Here is a 26,530-nt window from a genome sequence, read left to right as displayed (position 1 = left end):
GGTAAAGGATCTTCAAGTGTGCTGCTCAGCACATTCCGCGAGTGTACGAGTCAACGCCCCGCACCCGGGGTAGGGCTCAGCGCCCTCCTGTCCGCCGGGACTCCGCGACGCGGTCCAGCACCTGCCGGAGCACCTGGCTGCCGGGCGGGACCACCGGGGGTTCGTACGTCCAGGCGTGGCCGACCCACGGGTCGGCGAGATGGTCGTCGGGCACGGGGCTGATCCGGAGCAGCGAGCGCCAGAGCGGGTCGAGCACCGGTCCGTACGCGCTCGCGTCCTCGCGGTTCGCGACCATCAGCAGATGGACGCCGACCGCCGGGCCCTCGTCGGCGAGGTAGCGGAGCTGGGTCACCGCGCGGTCGTCGAAGCCGTGCGGGAAGTCGTTGACGATCAGGAGCTGCTCGGCGGTGTCCAGGTCCGGCGGCAGCGACTCGGCGGCGCCGCCCCGTATCGCCATCTGGACGAGGTCCACCCGCTGGGTGAGGCGCCCGAGCACGGCGGACACCCCCGCGGCGCCCGCGGCGAGCGGCCGGTCGAGCGCGCCCGACATCGCCAGCGGCGCGAGCGGGACGGCGGCGGAACCGGCCGGGTCGATCACATGGACGGTGAACTCGCCCGGCGGGTAGACCGCGAGAAGCCGGGCGGCGAGGGTGACCGCGGTGTCCACGGCCGCCGCGCGGAGCTGGGCGTCGTCCGTCATCAGGGCGGCGTCGGAACCGGACCGGCCGCTGTCGATCCACAGCCCGCGCTCCAGCGGCAGCCGTACGAGCATCGGGATCCGCAGGTCCGGACGCTCGGGCAGATGGACATCCCCGAGGCGCAGCGCCATCGGGATCTCCATCGGAACGCGGTACGCGTGCCAGACGGGGCTGTCCCAGCGGGCGTACGCGGGCGGCAGCGCGGGCTCGACGACCTCGGACTCGGCGACGAGCTGGGCGAGGTCGCGGTCGAGGACCTCGCGGGCCTGGGCGGCGAGCCGGTCGTGCCGGGCGCGGGCCTCCGCGCGGGCGGCGTCGCCCGCGCCGCCGATCCGCTGCCGGGGGTCGGAGAGGGCGCGGTCCAGCTCCTGGTCCAGCCGGGACTCGGCGAAGTCCATGGCGCTGCGGTAGGCGGCGACGGTACGGGCCAGGTCCTCGAACATGCCCCAGACCTGGTTGTAGAGGCGTTCGTCCATGGACCAGCCCGTGGCGTCCCCGGCGACGGGGCGGGGCGGCTCTCCGGGCGGGGTGGGCGACGCGGCCGGCGGTGGCGTGGGGGGCGCGGCGGTCCTGCGCCCCGGATGCGTGTAGTTGACCGCGCCACCGGCCCCGCCCGTACCGGCGGTCGCGCCGGGTGCGGCGGATTCCCCGGGGGCGGCGGACGGCCTGCGGCCCTCGCTCCTGGCCCGTGCGCCGTCCTGCGCACCGGTCGCGCCGGCCGCACCCGTGGTACCCGTCGCGCCGGCGGCGCCGGTGGTGCCCGCCGCGCCGGCGGTGCCCGCCGTGCCGGTCGCACCGGTCAGGGGGGCTTGTACGGCACCGGCGAGGTGCCGGGCCACGGCCTCCTGGACACCGGCGGCGAAGGCCGCGGCCTCCGGCAGGCCCTGGTCGGCGAAGAGCGCGGCGAGGCCGCCCGCGTACCCCTGGCCGACGGCGCGGACCTTCCAGGCGCCCTGCCGGCGGTAGAGCTCCAGGGCGACCACCGCGGACTCGGTGTCCAGGCCGGTGAGGGTGAAGGTCGCGATCTCGGTGCCGTCGGTGGCGGTGACGGCGGCGAAGGGCGCGGCGGTGGCGCCGAACCGGTCGGGGCCGGCGGTCCCCTCGGGGAGCGCGAGCAGCACGTGGACGAGATGCACCTGTCCGGGCAGGGCCCCCAGATCGACGTGGAAGCGCAGTGCGGCAGTGGCCTGGCGGGACACCTCGATACCGGGAAGGCGGGGCGAGCCGGGGTGGACGACCCACTCCGGGCCGGCCACGGCGCCCTGGTCGTCGGCGAGCGTGGCACAGGCCATCACCGGAGCGCCGGCCGTCACCCGGATCTCCAGTCGGGTGTGGGGCAAGGCGTGGTTCTGCCCCCGGACCAGCTCCGCCGTCATCGCCTCTGTCCCCTCGTCGATCACGCGTCGTTCTTCAGATGTGGGTGTCACGGGCACCGTACGGGTGTCGCGGGCATCGCGGGTGCGGCGGCGCTGCTCCCGGCGGCCCGGGCAGGGCCGGGCCGCCGGGAGCCGCGCGTACGCCTGCGGGTCCGCCGGCCGGTCCTACAGGTGCGGCAGGATCGACGGCATCAGGTCCTGGAACGTGCGGCCGTTGGCCGGGTTGCCGAGGGCCGTCATCTGCCAGCCGCCGCCCACCCGGTGGACCTTCGCCATGATCTGGGCGGTGTACTGGCCGCCGCCGTCGAGCGTGTAGCGCGCCAGCTCCTGGCCGTTGGTCTCGTCGACGATGCGGCAGAAGGCGTTCTGCACCTCCTGGAACGTCTGCCCGGTGAAGGAGTTCACCGTGAAGACGATCTGGTCGATATGGACCGGCACCCGCGCCAGATCGACGAGGATCGCCTCGTCGTCGCCGCCCTGTCCCGCGCCGCCGACCAGGTTGTCCCCGGTGTGCCGGACGGAACCGTCGTCGCTGACGAGGTGACGGAAGAAGACCACGTCGACCGGCTGCTTGTCGGCGAAGAGGACCGCCGAGGCGTCCAGATCGATCTCCCGGGTGCGGGAGCCGAACAGACCGCGGCGCGGCGCGGCCTGCCAGCCGAGGCCCATGCGCACCGCGGTCAGCGAGCCGCCGCCCTTCTTCTCCAGGCTGATGGCCTGGCCCTTGGTCAGGTTGACCCCGGGTCCCCCGGACGCGCCGCCCTTGGATACATCCACCACGCGCTGTCCCCTCTCGAATGGTTTCCCCCGCAACCGTCCGTGTGCGGTTACGCGTACGCGGCACCCTACGCAGCCGCACGGACGGCGCAGGAGGCTTGGACCGTTTTTGTGTCGGTCTTGCAACACACCAGGTGTCCGGTGTGTCAGGCGAGTCCCGCCTCTCTCATCTGCCGCAATTCCTTCTTCAGTTCGCCGACTTCGTCGCGGAGCCGGGCGGCGATCTCGAACTGCAGCTCGGCCGCGGCCGCCCGCATCCGCTCGGTCATCTCCTCGATGATCGCGGCGAGTTCGGCGGCGGGCCGGTCGGTGACCACCGCGCCGACGGCGCCGGCCTTGCCGCTCTTCGCCGACTGCCCGGCGAGGGCGGGCACCGGTGCCCTGGTCTTGCCGTCCTTCGACTGCCGGTACCCCGTGCCGAGCAGGGCCTCGGTGTCGACCTCCTCGCGCGCGATGGTCGCGACGATGTCGTTGATCTTCTTGCGGAGCGGCTGCGGGTCGATCCCGCGCTCGGTGTTGTACGCGGTCTGCTTCTCCCGGCGGCGGTTGGTCTCGTCGATGGCCTTCTCCATCGCCGGGGTGATCTTGTCCGCGTACATATGGACCTGCCCCGACACGTTGCGCGCGGCGCGGCCGATGGTCTGGATCAGTGAGGTGCCGGAGCGCAGGAAGCCCTGTTTGTCGGCGTCGAGGATCGCCACCAGGGAGACCTCCGGCAGGTCGAGACCCTCACGGAGCAGGTTGATCCCGACGAGGACGTCGAACTCCCCGGCGCGCAGCTCGCGCAGCAGCTCGACCCGGCGCAGGGTGTCCACGTCGCTGTGCAGATAGCGCACCTGGATGCCCAGCTCCAGGAAGTAGTCGGTGAGGTCCTCCGCCATCTTCTTGGTGAGGGTGGTCACCAGGACGCGCTCGTCCTTCGCGGTGCGCTCGCGGATCTCGTGCACCAGGTCGTCGATCTGGCCCTCGGTGGGCTTGACGACGACCTCCGGGTCGACGAGTCCGGTGGGACGGATGATCTGCTCCACGAACCCGTCGGAGCGGGAGAGCTCATAGGTCCCGGGCGTGGCCGAGAGGTAGACGGTCTGGCCGATCCGCTCCTGGAACTCCTCCCACTTCAGCGGCCGGTTGTCGAGGGCGGACGGCAGCCGGAAGCCGTGGTCGACCAGGGTGCGCTTGCGGGACGCGTCGCCCTCGTACATCGCGCCGATCTGCGGCACGGTGACGTGCGACTCGTCGATGACCAGCAGGAAGTCCTCGGGGAAGTAGTCGAGGAGGGTGTTGGGCGCGGTGCCGGGGGCGCGGTCGTCGAAGTGCATCGAGTAGTTCTCGATGCCGGAGCAGGAGCCGATCTGGCGCATCATCTCGATGTCGTACGTCGTCCGCATCCGCAGGCGCTGGGACTCCAGGAGCTTGCCCTGCTTGTCCAGCTCGGCCAGGCGGGACTCCAGCTCCCGCTCGATGCCGTTGACCGCCTTCTCCATGCGCTCGGGTCCGGCCACGTAGTGGCTGGCCGGGAAGATGTACAGCTCCTGGTCGTCGCTGATGACCTCGCCGGTGAGCGGGTGCAGCGTGGAGAGCGCCTCGATCTCGTCACCGAACATCTCGATGCGGACGGCCAGCTCCTCGTAGACCGGGAAGATCTCGATGGTGTCACCGCGGACGCGGAAGGTGCCGCGGGTGAACGCCAGGTCGTTGCGCGTGTACTGGATGTCGACGAAGCGGCGCAGCAGCTCGTCCCGGTCCAGCTCGGCGCCGACCTTCAGCGGCACCATCCGGTCCACGTACTCCTGGGGGGTGCCGAGGCCGTAGATGCAGGAGACGGAGGCGACGACGACCACGTCGCGGCGGGTGAGGAGGGAGTTGGTCGCGGAGTGCCGCAGCCGCTCGACCTCCTCGTTGATCGAGGAGTCCTTCTCGATGTAGGTGTCCGACTGGGGGACGTACGCCTCGGGCTGGTAGTAGTCGTAGTACGAGACGAAGTACTCGACGGCGTTGTTGGGCAGCAGCTCACGGAATTCGTTGGCGAGCTGGGCGGCGAGGGTCTTGTTCGGCGCCATCACCAGGGTGGGGCGCTGAAGCTTCTCGATCATCCAGGCGGTGGTCGCCGACTTTCCCGTGCCGGTCGCGCCGAGCAGGACGACGTCCTCCTCCCCCGCGCGCACACGCCGCTCCAGGTCGGCGATGGCCGTGGGCTGGTCGCCGCTGGGCTGGTAGGAGCTGACGACCTCGAAAGGCGCCACCGTACGTTCGATCTTGGAAACGGGCCGCATGAATCCACCGTACGACCCCGCACTGACAGTGGGGTCCCCAGCCGCCCCCGGCCCGGCCGTGGAGCCGTCCGCGCGCCCTGTCCGGGGTCACCAGTCGTGGAGGTCCGGGGCGCCGTGGCGGGAGGCTCTGGCGGCGGTCCTGTCGGCCGGGTCGCGGTAGGCGAGGCGCGGCCGGATGCGCTGCGCGGGCACCCCGGACCGCCCGCACGCGGCGGCCGCGGAGCCCCCGCGCCGCTCCCGGTCGCGGCCGCCCGTCACCAGCAGCGGGTCGACCGCGACCGCCACGCCCGCCAGCAGCAGGAAGACCGCGGGGCCGATCAGCATCGGGAGGAGCAGTTCGGTGGCCCGCTCGCCGACCGCGGCGCCGCCGGCCTCCTCCAGGTGGACGTGGACGGCGGTCATCGCCGTGTAGTGCATGCCGGTCGACGCGACGCCCATGACCAGACTGGCGGCGAGACTGGCCAGGAATCCCCGGCGCGAGACCACGACCCACAGGGCGGACGTGGCGGCGGCGACGGCGATCAGCACGGAGAGGGCGACCCTGCCGACGTCGTAGTCGATGTTCCCCCCGTCCAGTCGCAGCCCCGCCATGCCGAGGTAGTGCATGGTGGCGATGCCGAGGCCGGTGATGATCCCGCCGGTGATCAGCGCCATCGGTGTCGACGCGCGGTAGCCCACGATGAAGATCCCGACACCGACCATGAGGATGCCCATCACGAGACTGGCGAAGGTCGTCAGCCTGTCGTAGCCCACGGGTACCTCGGCGACGACGAACCCCGTCATCGCGATGAAGTGCATGGTCCACACGCCGGAGCCGATCGAGGCGGCGCCGAGGGCCAGCCCGCCCGGCTTCCAGGCGCGTCTGGTCCGCAGGCATCTCATGGTGCAGCGCAGGCCCAGCGCCGCGCCGAGGACGGCCATGAGAAAGGCCGCCACGGGTGTGACGAGACCGTAGCTGAATCCGTCGATGGTGCCCTGCATATCGGTTTGCCCTTCGCCCCTTGTGCTCACTGTACGGACGCGCTGGTTACGGGAGAGTAGGACCCTCGGCCCCGGATTCAAACAGCTACTCGGTGATTTATCGACATGACTGGGTCCGTTCCGACGGATCCACAACTCCCGGACAGCTCTCCCCCGGCGTGTCTTCACGATGCCACCCCACGCTGTGACTTCATGTTGTGGCCAACCTTCGCCTGTCCTCCGTTGGCCGAAGGCTGACACCCTCGGGCAGATCGTCACCGCACGCCCCCTCACGACCACTTCACGACGCGAGGAGTCCACGTGTACGCACGCACCTCAGTCACCACGGCCGCGGCCCTGCTCGGGATCTCGGCGCTGGTCCTCCCCGGCACCGCCACGGCCGCCACGGATACCACCGCCCCCACCACCGCGGACCAGGCGGTACGCTGCGGCAGCCCGCTCGTGATCGCGCACCGCGGTGCCTCCGCCTACGCGCCGGAGAACACCCTCCCGGCCGTCGACGCCGCCGGGGACCTGGGCATCGACTGGGTGGAGAACGACGTCCAGCGGACCAAGGACGGCCGGCTGGTCGTGATCCACGACGACAACCTCCGGCGCACCACGGACGCGGAGCGGGTCTTCCCGGACCGGGCGCCCTGGAAGGTCAAGGACTTCACCGCGGCGGAGATCGCCCGGCTGGAGGCGGGAAGCTGGTTCGGCGAGAAGTGGGCGGGCACCCGCGTACCGACCCTGGAGCAGTATCTGCGCGCGGTCGAGGCCAACCAGCAGAAGCTGCTCCTGGAGATCAAGGCCCCCGAGCTGTATCCGGACATCGAGAAGGACATCCTGCGGGTGCTGCGCAAGGAAGGGTGGCTGGACCGGGCGCACGTCAGGAACAGGCTGGTGGTCCAGAGCTTCGGCGCGGACAGCGTCCGGGCGGTGCACGAGGCCCGGCCCGACATCACGACGGGCTTCCTCGGCACGCCGCCGGTGGCCGAGCTGCCGTCGTACGCGGCGTTCACGGACCAGATCAACCCGACGCACACCTCACTGACCGAGGAGTACGTGGCGGCGGTGCACCGGCTGAAGGGCCCGCACGGCAAGCCGCTGACCGTGCACACCTGGACGGTGAACGACGCGGCGGGCGCGGTACGGGTCAGGGACCTCGGCGTGGACGGGATCATCACCAACAACCCCGACGTGGTGCGGGACGCGGTCGGCTGAGCCGGACGCGATCCGCCGGACCGGCCCTGGGCGGGTGACCGGCCCTGGGCGGGTGACCGGCCTCGTTGTCGCCGGTGGGGCCGGTTGTCAGTGCCGGACCGTACGGTGGTTCCCATGAGCGAGTACGGGCGGTCGCCGGTGTCGGCGGCGCCGGCGGCGGAGTGGACCGTCATGGAGAGCGGCATCGGGCCGCTGCTGCTGGCCGCGACGGGCCAGGGGCTGGTGAGCGTCGTCTTCCACGCGGGGCCGGGCGTGCGGGAGCGGGCACTCGCCCAGCTCGGTGACCGGCTGGGCACCGAGCCCGTCGAGTCCGCCTCGGGCCTGCTGGCCGGGGCGATACGCGAGCTGTCCGCCTATTTCGCGGGCGATCTGCGGGAGTTCGGACTGCCGCTGGACTGGACGCTCTCCTCGGGCTTCAACCGGCAGGTGCTGCGCGAACTGGCGGTGGGTGTCCCGTACGGCACGGTGGTCGGCTACGGCGATCTGGCCCGGCGGGTGGGTCAGCCGGCGGCGGCGCAGGCCGTCGGCGCGGCGATGGGTTCCAACCCGCTGCCGGTGGTCGTGCCCTGCCATCGCGTGGTGGAGAGCGACGGCGGGCTGGGCGGTTTCGGCGGCGGTCTGGAGACGAAGCGCCGGCTGCTGGCCCTGGAGGGGGTGCTTCCCGAGCCGCTGTTCTGAGGCTCCCCGTCGCCCGTGGACGGGTGGCAAGCGGTCCGGCCGCCGGGAGCGTTGGTGCGCGTCGGCACGTTTGGGCCGGCCCCACCCGTGCCAGGGATGGGGACATGCCGGACACCGAACCCACCGCATGGCAGCTCTCCCCCGAGGTACGGGAGGCGCTGGCCACGGGCCGCCCCGTGGTCGCCCTGGAATCGACGATCATCGCGCACGGTCTGCCGCGCCCCCGCAATCTCGCGGTCGCAGAGGAGCTGGAAGGACTCGTACGGTCCGGCGGCGCCGTTCCCGCGACCGTGGCCGTGCTCGACGGCCGGCCCCGTGTCGGCCTGGACAAGGAGGAGTTGACCCGGGTCGCGCGGGACGACTCCGTACGGAAACTGGGCCATCGCGATCTCGCGCCCGCGATCGCGACGGGCGCGAGCGGCGCGACGACCGTCTCCGCCACGGCGTTTCTCGCCGCGCGCGCCGGGATCCGGGTCTTCGCGACGGGCGGCCTCGGCGGGGTGCACCGCGGCTGGGCCGAGACCCAGGACGAGTCCGCCGATCTGCGGCTGCTGGCCAGGACACGGATCACGGTGGTCTGCGCGGGGGTCAAATCGATCCTGGACGTCCCGGCGACGCTCCAGCGGCTGGAGACGCTGGGTGTCCCCCTCCTCGGCTACGGAACGGACCTCTTCCCCGGCTTCTACCTGTCCTCCTCCGGCGAGCCGGTCGACTGGACGGTGCGGACGCCCGAGGAGGTCGCCGCGGTGATGGGCGCGCAGGACGCGCTGGCCGGCCCCGCCGCCGCGATCGTCGTCGCCAACCCCGTACCGGAGGCGGACCAGCTCGATCCCGCGCTGCACGACCGCGTCCTCACGGAGGCGCTCGCCGAGTGCGCGGAGCGGGGCGTCAGCGGTCAGGCCGTCACCCCGTTCCTGCTGGACCTGCTGATGCGGCGGACCGGGGGCGCCTCGCTGGAGGCCAATCTCGCGGCGGTGCGCGGCAACGTCCGGCTCGCGGCCCGGATCGCCGCCGCGGCCGCGCGGAAAAGCGGCGCGTGGCCGGAAGGCGCGCGAACGGAAGACGCCGGGTGACGGGCCCTCACGGCGGACCGGGCAGCGGGCTGCTGGTGATCGGGGACGTGGTCACCGACGTGGTGGCGCGGTACGGCACCCCGCTCGCCCACGGGACCGACACCGCCGCCGAGATCCGTACGCTGCCCGGCGGCGCCGGGGCGAACGCCGCCTGCTGGGCGGCGCACCGCGGCTGTGCGGATGTCCGGCTGCTGGCCGGCGTGGGCGCGGACGCCCGCGACTGGCACGCGGAACGGCTGCGGCGTGCCGGGGTGCGGGCCCGCCTCGTCGTCGACGCGCGGGCGCCAACGGCCACGGTCATCTGCCTGGTCGACGCGTCCGCCGAGCGCACCCTGCTCACCGACAGCGGCGCCGCGCTGCGTCTGTCAGCCGCCGAGTGGTCGCCGGGACTGCTCGACGGGATCGGCCGGCTGCATCTTTCCGGCTATCTCTTCTTCGCCGCCACCAGCCGTCCGCTGGCTCTCGCCGCACTGCGCTCGGCGCTGGAACGAGGCGTTCCGGTGAGTGTGGACCCCGCGTCGGCGGGCTTCCTCAAGGAGCTGGGGGCGGATCGTTTCCTCGCGGCGGCCGAGGGGGTGGAGACCCTGCTCCCCAACGCGGACGAGGCCCGGCTGCTGACCGGCCTGCCGGACCCGGCGGCCGCCGCGGCCGAGCTGAGCCGGCGAGTGCCGGTCGCGGTGGTGACCCTGGGCGGCGACGGCGCGCTGGTGGCCGAGCGGGGCGCGGTCACGGCCCGGATCCCGCCGTTCCCGGCGCGGGCCCTGGACTCGACGGGTGCCGGGGACGCCTTCACCGGCGCGTTCCTGGCGGCGCGCCTCGACGGAGCGAGTCCGGAGCACGCGGCGGAGGCGGGCTGCCGGGCGGGCGCGCGGGCGGTGGAGATCCCGGGCGGGCGACCGCCGCTGACGGGCTGACGGGCTGGCGGAGGGGGGTGACGGGCTGACGGCGACATGGGCGGCACGGACAGACTCCCCAACTCCCCGGCCACGGCGGCTTCCCGGTTACCCGGCCCATGGCGCCTTCCCTGCTACCCGGCCACGGCGGCTTCCCTGCTACCCGGCCAGGCCGCCCCACGCCGGGTGGCGCGGATCGTCGGCCCGTACGACCACGTCGGCGGTCGCGGCCGGGTCCACCTCCGTCTCGTACCGCTCGAAGGCGGGGAGCGTCCAGCGCTCGCCGGGGTCCGTACGCCGCCCCAGCGCGCCCGGCGACAGCCGCAGATGCACCGTGAGGTCGAACGGGAACCAGTGCCCCAGCAGCAGGGGCCCGTGCAGCACCAGCACCCCGCCCGGGGCGAGTTCGCGGTGCGGGGAGCGGGTCGCCCGGTCGGTGGCCGGGTCCCAGAGGTCGGGCAGGACGCGCCCCGTACCGCCGGGATCCAGCGGCCCGAGCACCTCCCGCCAGAGGGCGCCGGTGTCGAACCATCCGCTGTAGTACGTGTCCGGGTCCTCGCGCCCGTACTCGTACCGCAGCGACGCCGGGCGCAGGAAACCGCCGGTGCCGACGGCCAGCACCGAACGCCCCCGTAGCCGCAGCGCCTCGGCGAGCGCGGCGGCCGGCCGGTCGGGCCGGGCGGCCGGGGCGCCGTCGAAGGCGACGCGCAGCCAGGGGCCGCCGTCGGCCGGCGGGGTCTCCATGACCCGGTCGGCGAGGGCCTCGGTCAGCCGTTCCCAGGTGATCGCTTCGAGTCGCACCGGTCCATCATCGTCCAGCGGCGGACGCCCCGGAGCGGCCGCCCGCGGAGCGGGCCCCACCCGAGCAGGCCCCACCGGGGAGTCCCCACCGCGGAGTGCCCCACCGGACAGGAGACCTCATTCGCCGCGCAGCACCTTCGCGAGCGCCCCCTCCCCCGTCACCTCGATCCGTCCGTCCCGTACCCCGTCCGCGACCGTCAGCGCGCCCGCGCCCAACGCCCGGCAGGTGTCGGCGTCCAGGGCGAGGCAGGCGTCGGGACGGGGCGCGGGACCGTCGCCGTACACCGGTCGGCCGTCGTCCGGGGCCGCTCCGCCGTTCCCGAGCCGTACGTGGAACACCCCCTCGTCGAGCCGGACTTCCACCACCCCCTCCGCGGTGTCCAGGGCCCCCGCCGCGTCGAGCGGCCCCGACAGCGCCCGCAGCAGCGGTACCGCGAACCAGTGCGCCCGTACCGCGTCCGTCGGCAGCCGCTCGTCCAGCGCCGGAGCGCCCCATTCCGCCAGCGCGGCGAGCACCGGCAGCAGCTGCCGTCCACGCTCCGTCAACGCGTAGACGTACGCGGCGGCCGGCGGCGGCAGCCTGCGCCGCGTGGCCAGTCCGTCGCGTTCCATGTCCTTCAGCCGGGACGCGAGCACATCCGTGCTGACGCCGGGCAGATCCGCGTGCAGGTCGGTGTAGCGGCGCGGACCCGCCAGCAGTTCACGGACGATCAGCAGGGTCCATCGGTCGCCCACGGAGTCGAGGGCGCGGGCGGCGGCACAGTACTGGTCATAGCTTCGGCGACGTGGCATGCGACGCAGTCTAGACATGTCGTTGGACTTTCCAAGCTCGCACTTGGTAAAACCAAGTATCGCATTCAAGGTCGGACTCAAGGTCGGGGAGGCCAACGCATGGAATTCCGGCAGTCGAGCAAGCTCAGTGAGGTCTGTTACGAGATCCGCGGCCCGGTGATAGAGCACGCCGACGCGCTGGAGGAGGCGGGCCACAGCGTGCTCCGTCTCAACACCGGCAACCCCGCGCTCTTCGGGTTCGAGGCGCCGGACGAGATCCTGCAGGACATGATCCGGATGCTGCCGCAGGCGCACGGCTACACGGACTCGCGCGGCATCCTCTCCGCACGGCGCGCCGTGGCCCAGCGCTACCAGAACCTCGGGCTGACGGATGTCACGGTCGATGACGTCTTCCTCGGCAACGGCGTCTCGGAGCTGGTCTCCATGGCCGTACAGGCTCTGCTGGAGAACGGCGACGAAGTACTGATCCCGGCCCCCGACTTCCCGCTCTGGACCGCCGTCACCACCCTGGCGGGCGGGCGGCCCGTGCACTACCTCTGCGACGAGTCCGCCGAGTGGTACCCGGACCTGGACGACATGGCGTCGAAGATCACCGACCGCACCAAGGCCGTGGTGATCATCAACCCCAACAACCCCACCGGCGCGGTCTATCCGCGCGAGATCGTCGAGGGCATCCTCGATCTGGCCCGCCGCCACCACCTCATGGTGTTCGCCGACGAGATCTACGACCAGATCGTCTACGACGACGCGGTCCACCACACCGCCGCCTCCCTCGCCCCCGACCTGGTCGTCCTGACCTTCAGCGGGCTCTCGAAGACGTACCGTGTCGCCGGTTTCCGCTCGGGCTGGCTCGTCGTCACCGGCCCGAAGCAGCACGCGCGCAGCTACCTTGAGGGGCTCACGATGCTCGCCTCGATGCGCCTGTGCCCCAACGCGCCCGCCCAGTACGCCATTCAGGCCGCCCTCGGCGGCCGGCAGTCCATCAAGGAGCTGACCGCGCCGGGAGGCAGACTGCACGAACAGCGCGACCGCGCGTGGGAGAAGCTCAACGAGATCCCCGGCGTGTCGTGCGTCCGGCCGAAGGGCGCGCTGTACGCGTTCCCCCGGCTCGACCCCAAGGTGCACAAGATCCACGACGACGAGCGGTTCGTCCTGGACCTGCTGCTGCGCGAGAAGATCCAGGTCGTCCAGGGGACGGGCTTCAACTGGCCGCGTCCCGACCACTTCCGGATCCTCACGCTCCCGTACGCCGACGATCTCGACGCGGCCATCAGCCGCATCGGCCGCTTCCTGAGCGGATACCGCCAGTAGCCGGATGGCCGAAGGCCTGGACGGATGACCGACGACGTGGACGGATGAGCGAAGGAGCGGAGCCGAGGTCCGGGGGAAGAAACGGACCAGAGGCCCCGGGAAAAGGAGCGGACCCGGGGGCGTAGCCAACCTCCCGGGCCCTGAGATGCCACCCATCGAGCACGCCGGCACGTTTAAGAGCCCAGGTCAGTCATGAAGTCGTCGCGTCCTGCCTTTGGACCACCGCGCATCGAGCTGCGCAGGCCGGAGTTGAACCGGCATTTCGACGTCCGGGGCCTGGGCCCGTTCGATCCGGCGATCGGCGGCGAATGCTGAGTCTGGAGCAATAGTCTGAGATTGATCGCGGTCTGCCTCTGCCCGTTGGGCCACCGCGGCCCGTCCATCCGTACGGATGTGCCGCGGGGAGGACTCGAACCTCCACTGGAACCGCGCCGTCACGACAAGCCTCAGTTTCAGCTTGCGCTCCTCGCGCACCCCGGCACACACCGGAACAGGGCTCAAGCCCTGCGCCGACGGCCGGGGAATCATGGGGAACTGCTCTGCGTTACGCGAGCGAGATTACCCGAAACTACCCGAACAGGTAGCCGAATACGGCGTCACCCACTCGCTCGTCGGTGACCTCCGCGCTGTTGGCCTCCTCGCGGGCGAACTTCACCGCCTGCTGGAGCTTCTCGACCCGGTCGAGCAGTTCGTTGACCCGGCGGGCCGGCAGCGCCCCGCTGAATTTCACCGTGGTCCAGTAGCCGACGGGAATGTCCTCGTAGTACACCTCGACCTGCGCCGGGTGCTTCTCCGTGGCCTCGGCCTTCACATGGTTGCGCGGCACCTTCTTCGTACGGAGCGTCCGTACGGCCTCGGTCTTCCACGCGTCCGTGGAGGGGTCCTGGCTCCAGGACTCCGCCGCGTCCAGCACCGGCAGCTTGCGTACGAAGGTGTTGAGGTCGGTGAGCTGCTTCTCCAGGAAGAGCAGGTACGCCACCGGCGCGTCGCTCACCAGCACCCGGCCGTCGACGGTGACATCGGCGCGCGCCGTGCAGTTCGCCCAGTCCTTCGTGGCGGTCACGTCGAACAGCCGCGTGAGGGTCTTGGCCGTCTCCCGCAGGACATCCTCGGCCTTGACCTGGACCCGGGTGGACTCGGGCGGAAGCTGCTCGCCCTCCTCGTCCTTCGCCTGGTAGGTACGGGAGATCCCGGCCAGCAGCGCAGGCTTCTGGAGACCGTGATGAGCCGCCGTCAGGTCCTGGTGAGCCTTGGACTTCACGCCCTTTTCGACGGCAATTATCTGATTGAGTTTCGCCACGACGCCGACCCTAACAAGTCGGCCACCCGCGATCGAACGGTTAAACGATCGAACGCGCCCCGGAGTCCACCGTTGGTATGGACCTGTCAGACATCCTCCGCTACGCTCCGGCTGGCATCGCCTGAAAGCGCTCTCAGGCGCTGCTGTTCCACCCCCACGATGCTGGAACACAGAAGGGCACTTGCCTTGAGACGCACAACAGTTGTACGCACCGGTCTCTCCGCGCTCCTCCTCGTCGGAACTTGGGTGACCGCAGGGATCGCCCCCGCCGCCGCTACCCCCTCCATCCCCTCCGACGTCAAGGCCCCGGCCTCCGCGGGCATGCTCACGGCGATGCAGAAGGACTTCGGCCTGACGGAGAGCCAGGCCGTGGCACGACTGGCCGCGGAGAAGACGGCGACCGCCGTCGAGACCAAGGCCAAGCGTGCGGCGGGAGCCTCGTACGGTGGCTCCTGGTTCAACGCGGACAGCGGCACGCTGACCGTCGCCGTCACCGACGCGGCCAAGGCCGACGCGATCCGGGCGACCGGCGCGACCGTACGCCTGGTCGAGCACAGCGAGCGGCAGCTCGACGCGGCGAAGGACCGGATCGACGCGCTCGCCGACGACGCCCCGGCGGGTGTCAGCAGCTGGCGCGTGGACACCAGGACCAACCAGGTCGTGGTGGACGTCGTCGCCTCGCGGAAGAACGACAACGATGTCCGCGCCTTCGTGGCCCAGGCCCGTGAGGCCGGTCCCGTCACCGTCGCGGAGACCGCCGAGGCCCCGACGACCTTCGCGGCCGGCACGGTCGGCGGCGACCCGTACTACACGGGCAACGTCCGCTGTTCCATAGGCTTCTCGGTGCACGGCGGCTTCGTCACCGCCGGCCACTGCGGCTCGACCGGTGCCCAGGTCAGGGGCTGGGACAACTCGTACATCGGCAACTTCCAGGGCTCGACCTTCCCCGGCAACGACTACGCGTGGGTGAACGTCGGCAGCGGCTGGTGGACCGTGCCGGTCGTCCTCGGCTGGGGCACCGTCTCCGACCAGCTCGTGCGCGGCTCCAACGAGGCCCCGGTCGGCGCCTCGATCTGCCGTTCCGGCTCCACGACGCACTGGCGCTGCGGCAGCGTCCAGGCCAAGAACGTCACGGTCAACTACTCCCAGGGCGCCGTGTACTCCATGACGCAGACCAGCGCCTGCGCCGAAGGTGGCGACTCGGGCGGCTCCTACATCAGCGGCGACCAGGCCCAGGGTGTCACCTCGGGCGGTTCCGGCAACTGCACCAGCGGTGGTACGACCTTCTTCCAGCCGCTCAAGCCGATCCTCAACCGCTACGGGCTGACCCTGCACACAGCCTGACATGTGGCGTCACGCGCGGCCGGCCGCGCGTGACCGGCCGCGCAGCCGACTGACGGAAGCCTGTCGCACGGACCCGGGCCACGAGGACCGCCCGGCCCCCGCGCGGCAGGCTTTCGGCTGTGCTCATTCACGTCCGCGGTAGTCGAAGTGCCGACCGCCGATCTTGTCGATCTTGCCGACCTGTTGGCCGATCTGGATGACCGGTTCGTTGAACGTGCCGCCTCGGATCGTGTTGTGCAGGTGGGTGGCCTGCCGGGTCGACGGAGGCGGGCTCAACTCGTCCAGCAGAGACCGCAGTTCCGCCGCCGCCTCCGGGTCCGCGCGCAGGGTGCGGCGGAGCCGGTTGCGCCACTCGGCCTGGATGTCGCTCGCCGCCTCCGCGTCGTCGTCCTGCCGGGCCGCGGTCAGGTCCGCGTGCGCGGTGTCCAGATCCGACCCGACGGACTCCGCGGATCCCCAGCCCCGCGCGGCGAAGAATCCGGCCACCCGGTCACGGGCCGCGCTCCAGCCGTCCGTCGCCATCTGCTGGACGAGTGTCGTCGCCCCTGCCGCCGCCAGTGCCACCAACTCGGCTTCCACAGGTCCCCCTTCAACTGCTGTGCGATGTGTCCGCTTACCGAAGTACGGGAGTGAGCGAGCTTACCGGTCACCTCCCGAGCAGGGCGGTGAGTGCGCCCACCGGGTCCGTGTCGGGGGTGCCGCGGGGCCACCAGTCCTCCCGGCCGCGGTCCGACTCGTAGCCGTACCAGATCCCGTCGCGGCCGAAGCGGAGCTGGAGGGAGTCGGTGGAGAGCTGGTTGCGCCTGGGGCGGAAGTGCGGGAAGTCGGCGGCCATGAGGGCCGGGCGGGCCCGGTCGAAGGGGCCCGCGGGCGGATCCCAGGGCTCCTCCAGCACGGACAGCCCCGCCAGGCCGCCCTGGCGCCAGGCGGCGACGGCGCGGGCCAGGTCGGTGGGGGTGCGGTGGAGTGCGGCGGCCAGGTCCCGGTAGAGGGCCCGGGTGGAGGCTGTCAGCCCCGAGCCGGGGTGGGCGGCGGCCAGGCGCACCGCGTCCTGCCAGGGGGTGAGGGCGCCGACAGGGTCGAGCCCCGTGGTGAGGAGGGTGTGCGCGCGGGCCGCGGCCTCGCCGGCGAGGAGGTCGAGGGCGAGCGGGTCGGGCGCGCCGGGCGACTGCGGGTAGACGGGCGGTCGGCCCGGGTGCGCGGGGACGGGGAACGGCGGCGGGAGCTGTGGGAGTGTGCGCGGGGCGAGGGCCGTGTACGCGTCGACCGTGGGCATCGGCGGTGCGGACGGGCTCCGTTCGGCCGCGGAGCGGGCGGCGTTGCGGCGCGTCAGATCGGCGAGGACTTCCTGCTCGCCGCGGCCCCGGAGCAGGAAGAGGACGAACGGGTCCTCGTCGAGGAGCCGGGCCGTCTGGTAGCAGAGGGCCGCCGCGTGCTTGCAGGGGTAGCCGTCGTCCGGGCAGGAGCAGTCGGGGGTGAGGTCACCGGCGGTGGGCAGCAGGTCGGCGGAGGCCGCGAGGGTGTGCGGCATGGCCTTGTCGAGCAGCGCGGCGATGTGGTCGGGGCGGGCCGCCGCGGCGTCGAGGAGTTCCTCCCAGCCGGTGTCGTCGAGGGTGCGGAGGCGGATCTCCGTACGGTACGGGCGCGGCCGGGAGCCGTGGACGTACGCCATGACCCGGCCGGGCGTGACGGTGATCGCGTCGACATGGCCGCCGCCCGCGTACGAACGCCCGCGCTGGAGCCGGGCGGTGTCGAGAGCGGTGTCCTCCATGGACTCCACCCAGGCGTTGCCCCACCAGGTCTCGGCGAAGTCGGCCCCCTCACGCGGGCGCGCCGGCAGGGCGGGGAACGTACGGCGACGGTCGTCGTGCCGAGGAGTGCGCGCGGCGGTCATGACTGCCTCCGCAGGGAGACCAGATCGCCCAGCTCACGGTCGGTCAGCTCGGTGAGCGCGCTCTCGCCGGAGCCGAGGACGGCGTCGGCCAGTGCCTTCTTGGAGGCGAGCATCTCGGCGATCCGGTCCTCCACCGTGCCCTCGGCGATGAGCCGGTGGACCTGTACGGGCTGGGTCTGGCCGATGCGGTAGGCGCGGTCGGTGGCCTGCTCCTCCACGGCCGGGTTCCACCAGCGGTCGAAGTGGACGACATGGCCGGCCCTGGTCAGGTTGAGGCCGGTGCCGGCCGCCTTCAGCGAGAGGACGAAGACGGGCACCTCACCGGATTGGAACCTGTCGACCATGCGCTCGCGCTCCGCGACGGGCGTACCGCCGTGGAGCAGCTGGGACGGGACCGCGCGGGCCGCGAGATGGGCGGTGAGCAGCCGCGCCATCGACACGTACTGGGTGAAGACCAGGACCGATCCGTCCTCGGTGAGGATGGTGTCGAGCAGTTCGTCGAGCAGGGCGAGCTTGCCGGAGCGGCCGGTCAGCCGGGCCGGGTCCTCCTTCAGATACTGCGCGGGGTGGTTGCAGATCTGTTTGAGGGAGGTGAGCAGCTTCATCACCAGGCCCCGGCGGGCGATGCCCTCGGACTCCTCGATCGCGGCCATCGTCTCGCGGACGACCGCCTCGTACAGCGACACCTGTTCGCGGGTGAGGGGGACGGGGTGGTCGCTCTCGGTCTTGGGCGGCAGCTCGGGCACGATCCCCGGGTCGGACTTCTTCCTGCGGAGCAGGAACGGCCGGACCAGCCGGGCCAGTCGCTCCACCGCCTCCTCGTTGCCGACATCCTTGACGTCGACACTCTTGGCGTTCTTCGTGTGTTCGACGTGCTCGACGCTCCGCGCATGCCGGGCGCGGAACGCCTTCAGGGAGCCGAGCAGCCCGGGGGTGGTCCAGTCGAGGAGGGCCCACAGCTCGGAGAGGTTGTTCTCCACGGGGGTGCCGGTCAGCGCGACCCTGGCGGGCGCCGGGATCGTACGGAGCGCCTTCGCGGTGGACGAGAAGGGGTTCTTGACGTGCTGCGCCTCGTCGGCGACGACCATCCCCCAGGAGTGCGCGGCCAGGGTCTCGGCGCTGCCGCGCATCGTGCCGTACGTGGTGAGGACGAAGCCGTCCGTCACCTCGTCCAGGGTGCGTCCCGCGCCGTGGAAGCGGTGCACGGGAACGCCGGGGGCGAAGCGGGTGATCTCGCGCTGCCAGTTGCCCAGGAGGGAGGCGGGGCAGACGACGAGCGTCGGGGCGGGGCGGGCGCGGTGCAGATGGAGGGCGATGACCGTGACCGTCTTGCCGAGGCCCATGTCGTCCGCGAGGCAGCCGCCGAGACCGAGCGAGGTCATCAGGTCGAGCCAGGCCAGGCCGCGCAGCTGGTAGTCGCGCAGGGTGGCGGCGAGCGCCGGGGGCTGTGGGACCGTCCCCGGGCCCGCGACCAGCCGGTCGCGCAGCGCCGCCAGCGCGCCCGTGGGCACGGCCTCCACCGTCTCGCCGTCCACCTCCGCCGTGCCGGTGAGGGCGACGGCCAGCGCGTCGACGGGCTCCAGCAGGCCCAGCTCCCGCTTGCGCGCCTTCCGTACGAGCGCGGGGTCGACGACCACCCACTGGTCGCGCAGGCGGACGATCGGGCGGTGCGATTCGGCGAGGGTGTCCATCTCCTGCTCGGAGAGCGGCTCGCCGTCGAGCGCCAGCTGCCAGTTGAACTTGAGCAGTTCGGCACTGTCGAAGAACGGGGTGCCGTCGGTGGCCGAGCCGGGCGCGGGACGGACGACAGCGGCGGCCGTGAGGCTGCGTGCCAGCTCCCGGGGCCAGTGCACGGCGACGCCCGCTTCCGCGAGGCGGGCCGCGCCGGGCCCGAGCAGCTCGTACAGCTCGTCCTCGGAGAGCGGCAGCGCGTCGGGGACGTCCCGCTCCAGGAGCCGGGCGAGCGGTGTCCAGACCCGGGCCGCGCGGCGCAGGGCGAGCATGGCGTCGATGCGGGCGCGCGGGCCGAAGCTCTCGCCGCCGCCGGCCCAGAGTCCGGCCGCGTCGATGACGAGGGTCGGGTCGGCCAGGCTGTGGATCTGGACGAGAGCCGCCCCGGCCCGGCGCACGTCATCCGAGGACTCGCCGCCGGCCCGGCTCTCCCTCCCGAGGCCGTCGGGGGCCGGTTCCGTGTGGTCGAACAGTTCGTACGCCGACAGGTCGAGGCGCAGCGAGACCCGTACGCCCGCGTCCATGCCGGCCGCTGCCTCGGCCGCCCAGGGCCTGGCTCCCGGCAGATGCTGCGGGGCCCGCGCGGCGAACGGCTTCCCCGCCGCGTACGCCGCGGCGGGGGTGCGGGGCAGGGAGTCGGCCACCGCGTCGAGAAACGCCCGGACCAGCGCTTCCGGTTCGGCGAGCAGGAGGGGGCCGTCGCCCGCCAGCGGCACGGGATGGGCCTCGGGCGGCATGGCCGCGGCGACGGCGCGCAACTGCGCGATGTCGTCGGCGTCGAGCGGGCCGGCCCGCCAGGCGTCGTGGTCGGAGGCGGTGAGCCCGGGGAGCAGCCGGCCCCGCGCGGCCAGTTGGAGGGCGTGCAGCGCGGCGGCGCCCCAGCAGGCGGACGCAGGGTGGGCCGTCCTGTCGCGCCGGGCACGGACCAGCAGCGGGACCGCGTCGGCGACGGACATCATCACGGCGGGGACCGTGACCGCGCGGACACCGCCGGCCGCGCCACCGGCAGCACCGCCATCACCGTCATGACCACGGCTGCCGCCACGCGCGCCGACGCGGTCGCGGTCGCCGTTGCGGTCGCCGGCATTGTCACCGGCGCTGTCGCCGTTGCCGAATCCGTCCCGCCGGACGACCGTCAGCTCGTCCCCCGATGCCTCGGGCAGCTCCCCCTCCGGCGCCCAGAAGGCGACCCGGCCCTCGCGCGGCAGCCCCGCGGGCAGGAAAACGGCTGCGTGGCGCGCCAGCCCCGCGGTCCCGTGCGACGTCATGGTGCTCCCCCTCCTGCCTCGAACGGCCAAGATCCGATTACCTCTGCGAGTCTAGGCGGGGGGTCTGACACTGCCCCTCGACCGAGCGTCTGCGCAGGTCAGCGCAGTCCGTCCCAGAGTTCACGCTCCCGTGGCCGAAGGTCACGCACGGCGACGGAGGCGGCGCCGGGGCCGCCGCCGAACACCATCGTCGTGCGCGTGTCCCGGTCGTACGGCGCCCAGCCCGGATCGCCCGCCCGCGCGAACGCCACCCACGTCCGGTGCATCGCGTCGGCGAGCTCCGCCGGCGGCCGGTCCCCGAGCATCGGGGTGTACGCCGGGTGGTCCGGACGGTCGAAGACGAACCCCAGCTCCGCGCCGTGGCAGGCGCCGAGGATCCGGCCGGGCCCGTCGCCGTGGCGGAAGAGGCGAGGGGAGCGCCAGGCGAACTCGTACAGGTACGTGCCGGGCACGGACTCCGCGAGGCGGACCGCCGGGATCCGGTAGAACCAGTCGGTGGCCAGGGCGTCGAACACCTCGCCGGGGCTCGCGCCGGGCCGCCCCTCGCGGTAGACGGCCGACGCCCTGTCGGGGGCGGGCCCGTACGCCGCGGCGGTCGCGCGCAGCTTGGACTCCGGCAGCGCGTCCAGCCGCCCGGTGGGCACGAGGAAGAGCCGGTACTCCTCCCGGTTGCTGCCGACCAGCAGCCGGACGCCGCGGTCGGGGCCCGGCAGGGGCAGCTCCGGGAGGACCGGTTCGAACGGCATCATGTTGAGCGCCGCCTCACCCCACAGTTCGGGGTCGGGCCGGGCACCGATCTCCGCGCGCAGCTCGCTCTGCGCCGCCAGCAGCCGGTCGCCGGGCACGGCGGCGAAGGCGTCCGCGGTGGGCGGTACCGACAGCTTCGCGGCCAGCCGGGCGGTGATCAGCCGCGCGGACGCGGGGCGCAGGAAGTGATGGGCCGCGCCGCTCTGGAGGATCGCCCCACGGAACAGACCCCGGGCTCGCTCCGTCGTCAGAAGGACGCCGATACTCATCGCCCCGGCCGACTCCCCGAAGAGGGTGACACGGTCCGGGTCACCTCCGAAGGAGGCTATGTTCTCCCGCACCCACTCCAATGCGGCGATCTGGTCGAGCAGCCCCCTGTTGTCCGGTACGCCGTCGAGATGAAGGAAGCCCTCGGCCCCGAGCCGGTAGTTGAACGTCACGCACACCACGCCGTCGCGGGCGAACGTACCGCCGTCGTACGCGGGCAGTGATCCCGAGCCGTTCGTGAACGCCCCACCGTGCACGAACACCAGCACCGGAAGGCGGGCCTCCGGACCGGTCGCGGGGGTCCAGACGTTCAGGTTGAGGCAGCTCTCCCCGGGCGCGCCGGGGACGGTGTGCTGCGGCAGGAGGACGTCGAGGGGCGGCGCGTACGGGGCCTGCGGCACCGTCGGGCCATACGTGACCGCGGGCCGGACGCCCTCCCACGGCTCGGCTCGGTGCGGCCTGCCGAAGCGCGGGGCGGTCGCGTACGGGATCCCCAGGAACTCCGTCACCGACGGGAACGGGGCCGCCCGGCCCGCGACCCGGCCCTGCCGGGTCGCGCACCACGGTGTCGGCCCTCGGCGCGCCACGCCCCGCCGGTCAGATGTGCGGCTGGACGTGGGGCTGGGCCGGCGGCGACGCCTCGTGGGAGACGAGCCGGTCGCTCAGCACGTCCGGCTCCGCCTCGGCCCGCGCGGCCGTCCCGACGGGTCCCGGCGCCTCTGCCATCCCGGGTGCCGCCGCCGTCCCGGGCTCGTCGAGCGGTCCCGGCTCCGGCTCCGGCTCCGATTCCAGTTCCGGTTCCGGCTCCGGCTCCGGCTCCGGCTTCTCGACGGACCGGTACGGCTCGGCCGAAGCGGACTCCGGGAGCCCGGTGCCCGCCGACGGGGCCGCCGGGGCCGGTGCGGCGGCCCGGGCGGCTCCGGAGACCGCCCCGACCGCCTGCGCGGCCTCGGCGGGAGTGGCCCGCTCCAGGAAGCGCAGCAGTTCGACAGGGAACGGCAGGACGAGGGTGGAGTTCTTCTCGGCGGCGACCGCCACGACCGTCTGGAGCAGCCTCAGCTGCAGGGCCGCGGGCTGTCCCGACATCTGCTTGGCGGCCTCGGCGAGCTTCTTCGACGCCTGGAGCTCCGCGTCCGCGTTGATGACGCGGGCCCGCCGCTCCCGGTCCGCCTCCGCCTGGCGGGCCATCGACCGCTTCATGGTCTCCGGCAGCGACACGTCCTTGATCTCGACCCGGTCGATCTGGACACCCCAGCCGATCGCCGGGCTGTCGATCATCAGCTCCAGGCCCTGGTTGAGCTTCTCCCGGTTCGACAGCAGATCGTCCAGGTCGCTCTTGCCGATGATCGAGCGCAGCGATGTCTGCGCCATCTGCGAGACCGCGAACCGGTAGTCCTCGACCCGGATCACCGCGTCGGCCGCGTCGACCACCTTGAAATAGATCACGGCGTCCACGCGCACCGTGACGTTGTCGCGCGTGATGCCGTCCTGTGCGGGCACCGGCATCGTCACGATCTGCATGTTGACCTTGTGCAGCCGGTCCACGAACGGGATGACCGTGGTGAATCCCGGACCCCTGATGCCTTCTCGCAGCCGCCCGAGGCGCAGGACCACGCCGCGCTCGTACTGCTTGACGACCCGGGCCGCCGCCATGGCGTACAGCCCGCACGCGCAGACGGCCGCTATGACCACTATGACCAGTTCCTCGACCATGATGAGCCCCCTGACGCCTGACGCCGGACCGAGGTGCTATTAACCACGGTATGCCTTGTATGACCGGTGGTCGATACGCGCGGAGCGGGAAGATACCGGCGCGTAGCCCGACCGGCCGCGCTCACGGTGCCGCGGTGGCCCAAATCCGGCAGGGTGACCAGCACACGCCCGCTTTCCGCCGCCTCCCCGCCCGTTTCCCGCTCTCCTCCCGCCCGATTCCGCCGCTTCCGAGACGAGGGCCCGCACATGTCCGTGACTGTTCACCGGCGCCTCGGCATCGCCGCCGGGACCGCGCTCCTGACCCTCGCCGTCGCGGGCTGTTCCGGTCTCGGCCGGGCCGCGGTGGGCACCATCACGTACGACACGGGGCAGAAGCTCCGGATCCAGGTGACCACTCCTTCGGTCACGGGCTGTCACCGGCTGAAACCCGTCGGCGCGGTCTCGATCGCCAATCGCACCGTGCTCGACCTCATCGCGTACCCGACGGCCGACTGCACCGGCAAGAACACGACGTACATCGCGACGACGCTGTCCGACGTGATCGCCCCCGGCGCCGGGCCCTGGCGCAGCTACTCGATCGTGCACTGACGCGTTCACCGGTGCGTCGCGCGGGTACACCAGGGGTGAGGGCGGAACGGGAGGTGCGAGAGCCATGCGGCGCACCGGAAGTGAACCTGTCACCGCGCGCAGCGCACTGCGGATGCGGTTCTGGCTGAGTCTGTGGGGGCTGGTGTGGACCGGCCTCGGCACCGCCGCGTTCGCCATGGCCGGCCGGCCCGGGTGGGCGGCGGCCTGTGGCGTGCTGGTGCTGATCGTCGCGATCGATCTGGCCGTGGTCCTGCGGCGGATCCGGCAGGGGCCGCGCTTCCAGCCGGGCCGGGATGTCCCGCCGTACCCACCGGGTCACGGCCCGAACCCGGTCCTGCCGCAGGACCGCGAACGCATCCGTGACCTGGAGCGCCACCGGATGCGGCGGCGCCACCGCACCGGGCACCACACCGTCTGAGGCAGCCGCCCGGCGCGGGGGACGCGCGCCTCGGCGAGGCGCGCGTCCCCCGCGTCCTACGTGGCGTACGTGACGCACATGACGTACGTGTCCTGCTTGTCCTGCCTGTCCTACCGCGCCCTGCGTTCCCCGCGGCTCCTACGTGTCCGACGCCTTCGAGTCGAAGCGCGCGGCCTCCAGATACTCCGGCTTCGGGTCCAGCGCCGCCGCGAGTCTGAAGTGCCGCTTCGCCTGCTCCGGCCGCCCCGACCGCTCGAACGTGCGGGCCAGCGCGAAGTGCGCGAACGCGTTGTCCGGCTCCCTCTCCAGGACGAGCTCGAATTCCAGCTCGGCGGGGCGCAGTTGCGCGGCGGCGAAGAACGCGCGGGCGCGCAGCAGCCGGGCCGCGGTGTTCTCCGGGTGGGACGCGATCACCGAGTCCAGCAGTTTGACCGCCCCGCGCGGGTCGCGCGCGGCGAGAAGCTGCTCCGCCGCGCGATAGTCGATGATGTGGGTCTCCGGGCTCTCTGGCACGTTCGCATCCTTCCCTTACTTCGCGCTCTCAACGCCGCGCACAGCGGCGCTATTCCTCGCGGCGGGCCCGTTCGGTCGCCGTCCGCCAGACCTCGCGTACCTGCGGTTCCAGCAGCTCCAGCGGACCGTCGTTGTCGATCACCACGTCGGCGACGGCGCGCCGCTGCGCGCGGGTGGCCTGCGCGGACATCCGCTCGCGTGCCTCGCGCTCCGTCATCCCGCGCAGCCGTACGAGCCGGTCCAGCTGGGTCTCGGGGGTGGCGTCCACGATCACGACGAGGTCGTACAGCCCCGTCATGCCGTTCTCGACGAGCAGCGGTACGTCGTGGACGACGATCGCGTCCGGGCCCGCCGCCGCCTCCAGCTCCGCCGATCGCGCCCGCACCAGGGGGTGCACGATCGCGTTCAGCGCCCGTAGCCGCTCCGGATCACCGAAGACGATCCGGCCGAGTCCCGGCCGGTCGAGGGCGCCGTCGGGGGTGAGGACGCCCGGGCCGAACTCGGCCACCACAGCCGCCAGCCCTGGCGTTCCCGGCGCCACCACATCCCGAGCGATCCGGTCGGAGTCGATCAGCACCGCCCCGTATCCGGTCAGCAGGCGAGAGACCTCGCTCTTCCCCGAGCCGATTCCGCCGGTAAGTCCCAACCTCAGCATGGCGCAAGACTAGGGCCTCTCGGTTGGCCCTGGACGGACCGGGGCCCGTACGCGGCCGCAGCACACACACGGGCCACCGATGCCGGCGACGGAGCGGATGCGGCAGAGCGGACGCGGCAGAGCCGTGAAGGCGGGCCCGCGCCCGGGCGTCACGCGCCGCCGTCGCCCTCCCGCTCCGCGAGGAACTTCTCGAACTCGCGGCCGATCTCGTCGGCCGACGGCAGCTCCGCCGGCTCGGCGACCAGACTGCCCCGCGTCTCGGCGCCGGCCATCGCGTCGTACTGGTGCTCAAGCCCTTGCACCATCGTGACCAGTTCGTCGTCGCCCTCGCCGAGCTGCCGCTCGATCTCGGTCTGGGTGCGCTGCGCCTCCGTACGCAGGGAGTGCGCGACGCTCGGCAGCACCAGCCCCGTCGCGGCCGTGATCGCCTCCAGGGCGGTCAGCGCCGCGTCCGGGTACGAGGACCTGGCGACGTAGTGCGGGACATGCGCGGCGACGCCGAGCACATCGTGCTCCGACTCCATCAGCCGGTACTCCACCAGCGATTCCGCGCTGCCGGGCACCTGCGCCTCGTCGAACGGGGAGCGGTGACCCGGCATCAGGTCGGTGCGGTTTCCGTGCGGTGTGATGCCGACGGGGCGTGTGTGCGGCACGCCCATCGGGATCCCGTGGAAGTTGACGGACAGCCGTACGCCGAGGCGATCGACGATCTGCCGTACGGCCAGGGCGAAGCGCTCCCATTCCACGTCCGGCTCGGGGCCCGAGAGCAGCAGGAACGGGGCGCCCGTGGCGTCCTGGACCAGCCGTACGTCGAGCGTGGGCGTCTCGTAAGCCGTCCAGCGGTCGCGCCGGAACGTCAGGAGCGGGCGCCGCGCGCGGTAGTCGACCAGCCTGTCGTGGTCGAAACGGGCCACCACCTGGTGGGGCAGCGACTCCAGCAGGTTCTCGACGATCTGGTCGCCGGTCTCCCCCGCGTCGATGTAGCCGTCGAAGTGGTACAGCATGACCAAGCCCGCCGACTCCTGCGCCAGCGCCATGTCGACGACGGCGAGGCCCTTGGGCTCCCACTCGTACAAACCCTGCGGATCAAGCACGGTTACCGCTCCTCCTCGTGTTCATAACGAAGAACGCGTCATGGGGCGCAGGCATTCCCCACGTCCCACCCACCTAACCTCCCGGCCCGCGTGCCTTCTTGAGCGGATCAGGGCACGCGCACACGCGGGCACGCGGGCACCC

23 protein-coding genes are annotated in these 26,530 nt (G+C 72.4%); 8 read left to right on the top strand and 15 right to left on the bottom strand.

Annotated elements, in window-relative coordinates; all coding sequences use genetic code 11:
* Positions 1–76 precede the first annotated feature (76 nt).
* The 4 genes from AB0P17_RS07795 to AB0P17_RS07780 all read right to left on the bottom strand — a co-directional run bounded on the left by AB0P17_RS07795 (position 77) and on the right by AB0P17_RS07780 (position 6,105).
* On the bottom strand, positions 77–2,074 hold the full coding sequence (locus AB0P17_RS07795) for a TerD family protein (protein WP_365808824.1): 1,998 nt from the start codon (positions 2,072–2,074) through the stop codon (positions 77–79).
* A gap of 165 nt (positions 2,075–2,239) precedes the next feature.
* Positions 2,240–2,806, bottom strand: a complete 567-nt coding sequence (locus AB0P17_RS07790) for a TerD family protein (protein WP_365808823.1) — start codon at positions 2,804–2,806, stop codon at positions 2,240–2,242.
* 191 nt (positions 2,807–2,997) lie between these two features.
* Entirely contained in the window at positions 2,998–5,124 is a 2,127-nt protein-coding gene (gene uvrB / locus AB0P17_RS07785) for an excinuclease ABC subunit UvrB (RefSeq protein ID WP_365808584.1), read from the bottom strand.
* An 87-nt stretch (positions 5,125–5,211) separates the two neighbouring features.
* Positions 5,212–6,105: an MHYT domain-containing protein gene (locus AB0P17_RS07780; protein ID WP_365808582.1), complete on the bottom strand. Its 894-nt coding sequence runs from the start codon at positions 6,103–6,105 to the stop codon at positions 5,212–5,214.
* Positions 6,106–6,405: 300 nt separating this feature from the next.
* On the opposite strand from AB0P17_RS07780, the gene AB0P17_RS07775 reads away from it, so the two are divergent.
* The 4 genes from AB0P17_RS07775 (at position 6,406) to AB0P17_RS07760 (ending at position 9,973) form a co-directional block, all read left to right on the top strand.
* Positions 6,406–7,308 (top strand): glycerophosphodiester phosphodiesterase family protein, encoded by a 903-nt coding sequence (locus tag AB0P17_RS07775; protein ID WP_365808580.1) that lies wholly within the window; start codon positions 6,406–6,408, stop codon positions 7,306–7,308.
* 114 nt (positions 7,309–7,422) lie between these two features.
* Positions 7,423–7,986 carry a methylated-DNA--[protein]-cysteine S-methyltransferase gene (locus AB0P17_RS07770; RefSeq protein WP_365808578.1) on the top strand — a complete coding sequence of 188 codons (564 nt, stop codon included), beginning with the start codon at positions 7,423–7,425 and terminating at the stop codon, positions 7,984–7,986.
* A 104-nt stretch (positions 7,987–8,090) separates the two neighbouring features.
* A complete protein-coding gene (locus AB0P17_RS07765; protein WP_365808576.1) occupies positions 8,091–9,059 on the top strand; it encodes a pseudouridine-5'-phosphate glycosidase in 969 nt (322 codons plus the stop codon).
* Positions 9,056–9,973, top strand: a complete 918-nt coding sequence (locus AB0P17_RS07760; RefSeq protein WP_365808575.1) for a PfkB family carbohydrate kinase — start codon at positions 9,056–9,058, stop codon at positions 9,971–9,973. Before AB0P17_RS07765 ends, AB0P17_RS07760 begins: the two co-directional genes overlap by 4 nt.
* 138 nt (positions 9,974–10,111) lie before the next feature.
* Here the strand turns inward: AB0P17_RS07760 and AB0P17_RS07755 are convergent, their stop codons facing one another.
* Entirely contained in the window at positions 10,112–10,753 is a 642-nt protein-coding gene (locus AB0P17_RS07755) for a uridine kinase (protein WP_365808573.1), read from the bottom strand.
* A gap of 117 nt (positions 10,754–10,870) precedes the next feature.
* A complete protein-coding gene (locus AB0P17_RS07750) occupies positions 10,871–11,563 on the bottom strand; it encodes a helix-turn-helix domain-containing protein (RefSeq protein WP_365808572.1) in 693 nt (230 codons plus the stop codon).
* 81 nt (positions 11,564–11,644) lie between these two features.
* Here AB0P17_RS07750 and AB0P17_RS07745 point away from each other — a divergent pair, with 81 nt between their 5' ends.
* Positions 11,645–12,856 carry a pyridoxal phosphate-dependent aminotransferase gene (locus AB0P17_RS07745; RefSeq protein WP_365808570.1) on the top strand — a complete coding sequence of 404 codons (1,212 nt, stop codon included), beginning with the start codon at positions 11,645–11,647 and terminating at the stop codon, positions 12,854–12,856.
* Between the two features lie 568 nt (positions 12,857–13,424).
* Here AB0P17_RS07745 and AB0P17_RS07740 read toward each other — a convergent pair.
* Positions 13,425–14,156: a hypothetical protein gene (locus AB0P17_RS07740; protein WP_365808568.1), complete on the bottom strand. Its 732-nt coding sequence runs from the start codon at positions 14,154–14,156 to the stop codon at positions 13,425–13,427.
* Between the two features lie 186 nt (positions 14,157–14,342).
* On the opposite strand from AB0P17_RS07740, the gene AB0P17_RS07735 reads away from it, so the two are divergent.
* Positions 14,343–15,500: a S1 family peptidase gene (locus AB0P17_RS07735; RefSeq protein ID WP_365808566.1), complete on the top strand. Its 1,158-nt coding sequence runs from the start codon at positions 14,343–14,345 to the stop codon at positions 15,498–15,500.
* Positions 15,501–15,623: 123 nt separating this feature from the next.
* Here AB0P17_RS07735 and AB0P17_RS07730 read toward each other — a convergent pair whose 3' ends face one another.
* The 5 genes from AB0P17_RS07730 to AB0P17_RS07710 all read right to left on the bottom strand — a co-directional run bounded on the left by AB0P17_RS07730 (position 15,624) and on the right by AB0P17_RS07710 (position 23,120).
* The gene (locus AB0P17_RS07730; protein ID WP_365808564.1) at positions 15,624–16,079 is read right to left on the bottom strand and encodes a hypothetical protein; all 456 of its coding nucleotides are present in this window, start codon (positions 16,077–16,079) and stop codon (positions 15,624–15,626) included.
* Positions 16,080–16,146: 67 nt separating this feature from the next.
* A complete protein-coding gene (locus tag AB0P17_RS07725; RefSeq protein ID WP_365808562.1) occupies positions 16,147–17,394 on the bottom strand; it encodes an SWIM zinc finger family protein in 1,248 nt (415 codons plus the stop codon).
* A complete protein-coding gene (locus AB0P17_RS07720; protein ID WP_365808560.1) occupies positions 17,391–20,393 on the bottom strand; it encodes a DEAD/DEAH box helicase in 3,003 nt (1,000 codons plus the stop codon). Before AB0P17_RS07720 ends, AB0P17_RS07725 begins: the two co-directional genes overlap by 4 nt.
* 98 nt (positions 20,394–20,491) lie before the next feature.
* Entirely contained in the window at positions 20,492–21,994 is a 1,503-nt protein-coding gene (locus tag AB0P17_RS07715; protein WP_365808558.1) for a carboxylesterase family protein, read from the bottom strand.
* A gap of 10 nt (positions 21,995–22,004) precedes the next feature.
* A complete protein-coding gene (locus tag AB0P17_RS07710) occupies positions 22,005–23,120 on the bottom strand; it encodes a slipin family protein (protein WP_365808557.1) in 1,116 nt (371 codons plus the stop codon).
* A 246-nt stretch (positions 23,121–23,366) separates the two neighbouring features.
* Here AB0P17_RS07710 and AB0P17_RS07705 point away from each other — a divergent pair, with 246 nt between their 5' ends.
* Entirely contained in the window at positions 23,367–23,708 is a 342-nt protein-coding gene (locus tag AB0P17_RS07705; RefSeq protein WP_365808555.1) for a hypothetical protein, read from the top strand.
* A 64-nt stretch (positions 23,709–23,772) separates the two neighbouring features.
* On the top strand, positions 23,773–24,126 hold the full coding sequence (locus tag AB0P17_RS07700; RefSeq protein ID WP_365808554.1) for a DUF6343 family protein: 354 nt from the start codon (positions 23,773–23,775) through the stop codon (positions 24,124–24,126).
* Between the two features lie 138 nt (positions 24,127–24,264).
* Here the strand turns inward: AB0P17_RS07700 and AB0P17_RS07695 are convergent, their stop codons facing one another.
* From AB0P17_RS07695 to AB0P17_RS07685, 3 genes are all read right to left on the bottom strand, one after another.
* Entirely contained in the window at positions 24,265–24,639 is a 375-nt protein-coding gene (locus tag AB0P17_RS07695) for a tetratricopeptide repeat protein (protein ID WP_365808552.1), read from the bottom strand.
* A gap of 49 nt (positions 24,640–24,688) precedes the next feature.
* Entirely contained in the window at positions 24,689–25,294 is a 606-nt protein-coding gene (coaE, locus tag AB0P17_RS07690; protein ID WP_365808551.1) for a dephospho-CoA kinase, read from the bottom strand.
* Between the two features lie 149 nt (positions 25,295–25,443).
* Positions 25,444–26,388, bottom strand: a complete 945-nt coding sequence (locus AB0P17_RS07685) for a PAC2 family protein (protein WP_365808549.1) — start codon at positions 26,386–26,388, stop codon at positions 25,444–25,446.
* Between the last annotated feature and the right edge of the window lie 142 nt (positions 26,389–26,530).

Source organism: Streptomyces sp. NPDC088124, assembly GCF_040685895.1.
Lineage (GTDB): Bacteria > Actinomycetota > Actinomycetes > Streptomycetales > Streptomycetaceae > Streptomyces.
The sequence above is the reverse complement of the archived record's forward strand: the minus strand, read 5'-3'. Positions and strand labels throughout refer to the sequence as shown.

What these genes read in the sequence shown, in the direction of transcription:
- AB0P17_RS07795 (WP_365808824.1), bottom strand. Translation starts at nt 2,074, where the DNA reads ATGACGGCGGAGCTGGTCCGGGGGCAGAACCACGCCTTGCCCCACACC.
- uvrB (WP_365808584.1), bottom strand. Translation starts at nt 5,124, where the DNA reads ATGCGGCCCGTTTCCAAGATCGAACGTACGGTGGCGCCTTTCGAGGTC.
- AB0P17_RS07780 (WP_365808582.1), bottom strand. Translation starts at nt 6,105, where the DNA reads ATGCAGGGCACCATCGACGGATTCAGCTACGGTCTCGTCACACCCGTG.
- AB0P17_RS07770 (WP_365808578.1), top strand. Translation starts at nt 7,423, where the DNA reads ATGAGCGAGTACGGGCGGTCGCCGGTGTCGGCGGCGCCGGCGGCGGAG.
- AB0P17_RS07765 (WP_365808576.1), top strand. Translation starts at nt 8,091, where the DNA reads ATGCCGGACACCGAACCCACCGCATGGCAGCTCTCCCCCGAGGTACGG.
- AB0P17_RS07750 (WP_365808572.1), bottom strand. Translation starts at nt 11,563, where the DNA reads ATGTCTAGACTGCGTCGCATGCCACGTCGCCGAAGCTATGACCAGTAC.
- AB0P17_RS07745 (WP_365808570.1), top strand. Translation starts at nt 11,645, where the DNA reads ATGGAATTCCGGCAGTCGAGCAAGCTCAGTGAGGTCTGTTACGAGATC.
- AB0P17_RS07725 (WP_365808562.1), bottom strand. Translation starts at nt 17,394, where the DNA reads ATGACCGCCGCGCGCACTCCTCGGCACGACGACCGTCGCCGTACGTTC.
- AB0P17_RS07720 (WP_365808560.1), bottom strand. Translation starts at nt 20,393, where the DNA reads ATGACGTCGCACGGGACCGCGGGGCTGGCGCGCCACGCAGCCGTTTTC.
- AB0P17_RS07710 (WP_365808557.1), bottom strand. Translation starts at nt 23,120, where the DNA reads ATGGTCGAGGAACTGGTCATAGTGGTCATAGCGGCCGTCTGCGCGTGC.
- AB0P17_RS07705 (WP_365808555.1), top strand. Translation starts at nt 23,367, where the DNA reads ATGTCCGTGACTGTTCACCGGCGCCTCGGCATCGCCGCCGGGACCGCG.
- AB0P17_RS07700 (WP_365808554.1), top strand. Translation starts at nt 23,773, where the DNA reads ATGCGGCGCACCGGAAGTGAACCTGTCACCGCGCGCAGCGCACTGCGG.
- coaE (WP_365808551.1), bottom strand. Translation starts at nt 25,294, where the DNA reads ATGCTGAGGTTGGGACTTACCGGCGGAATCGGCTCGGGGAAGAGCGAG.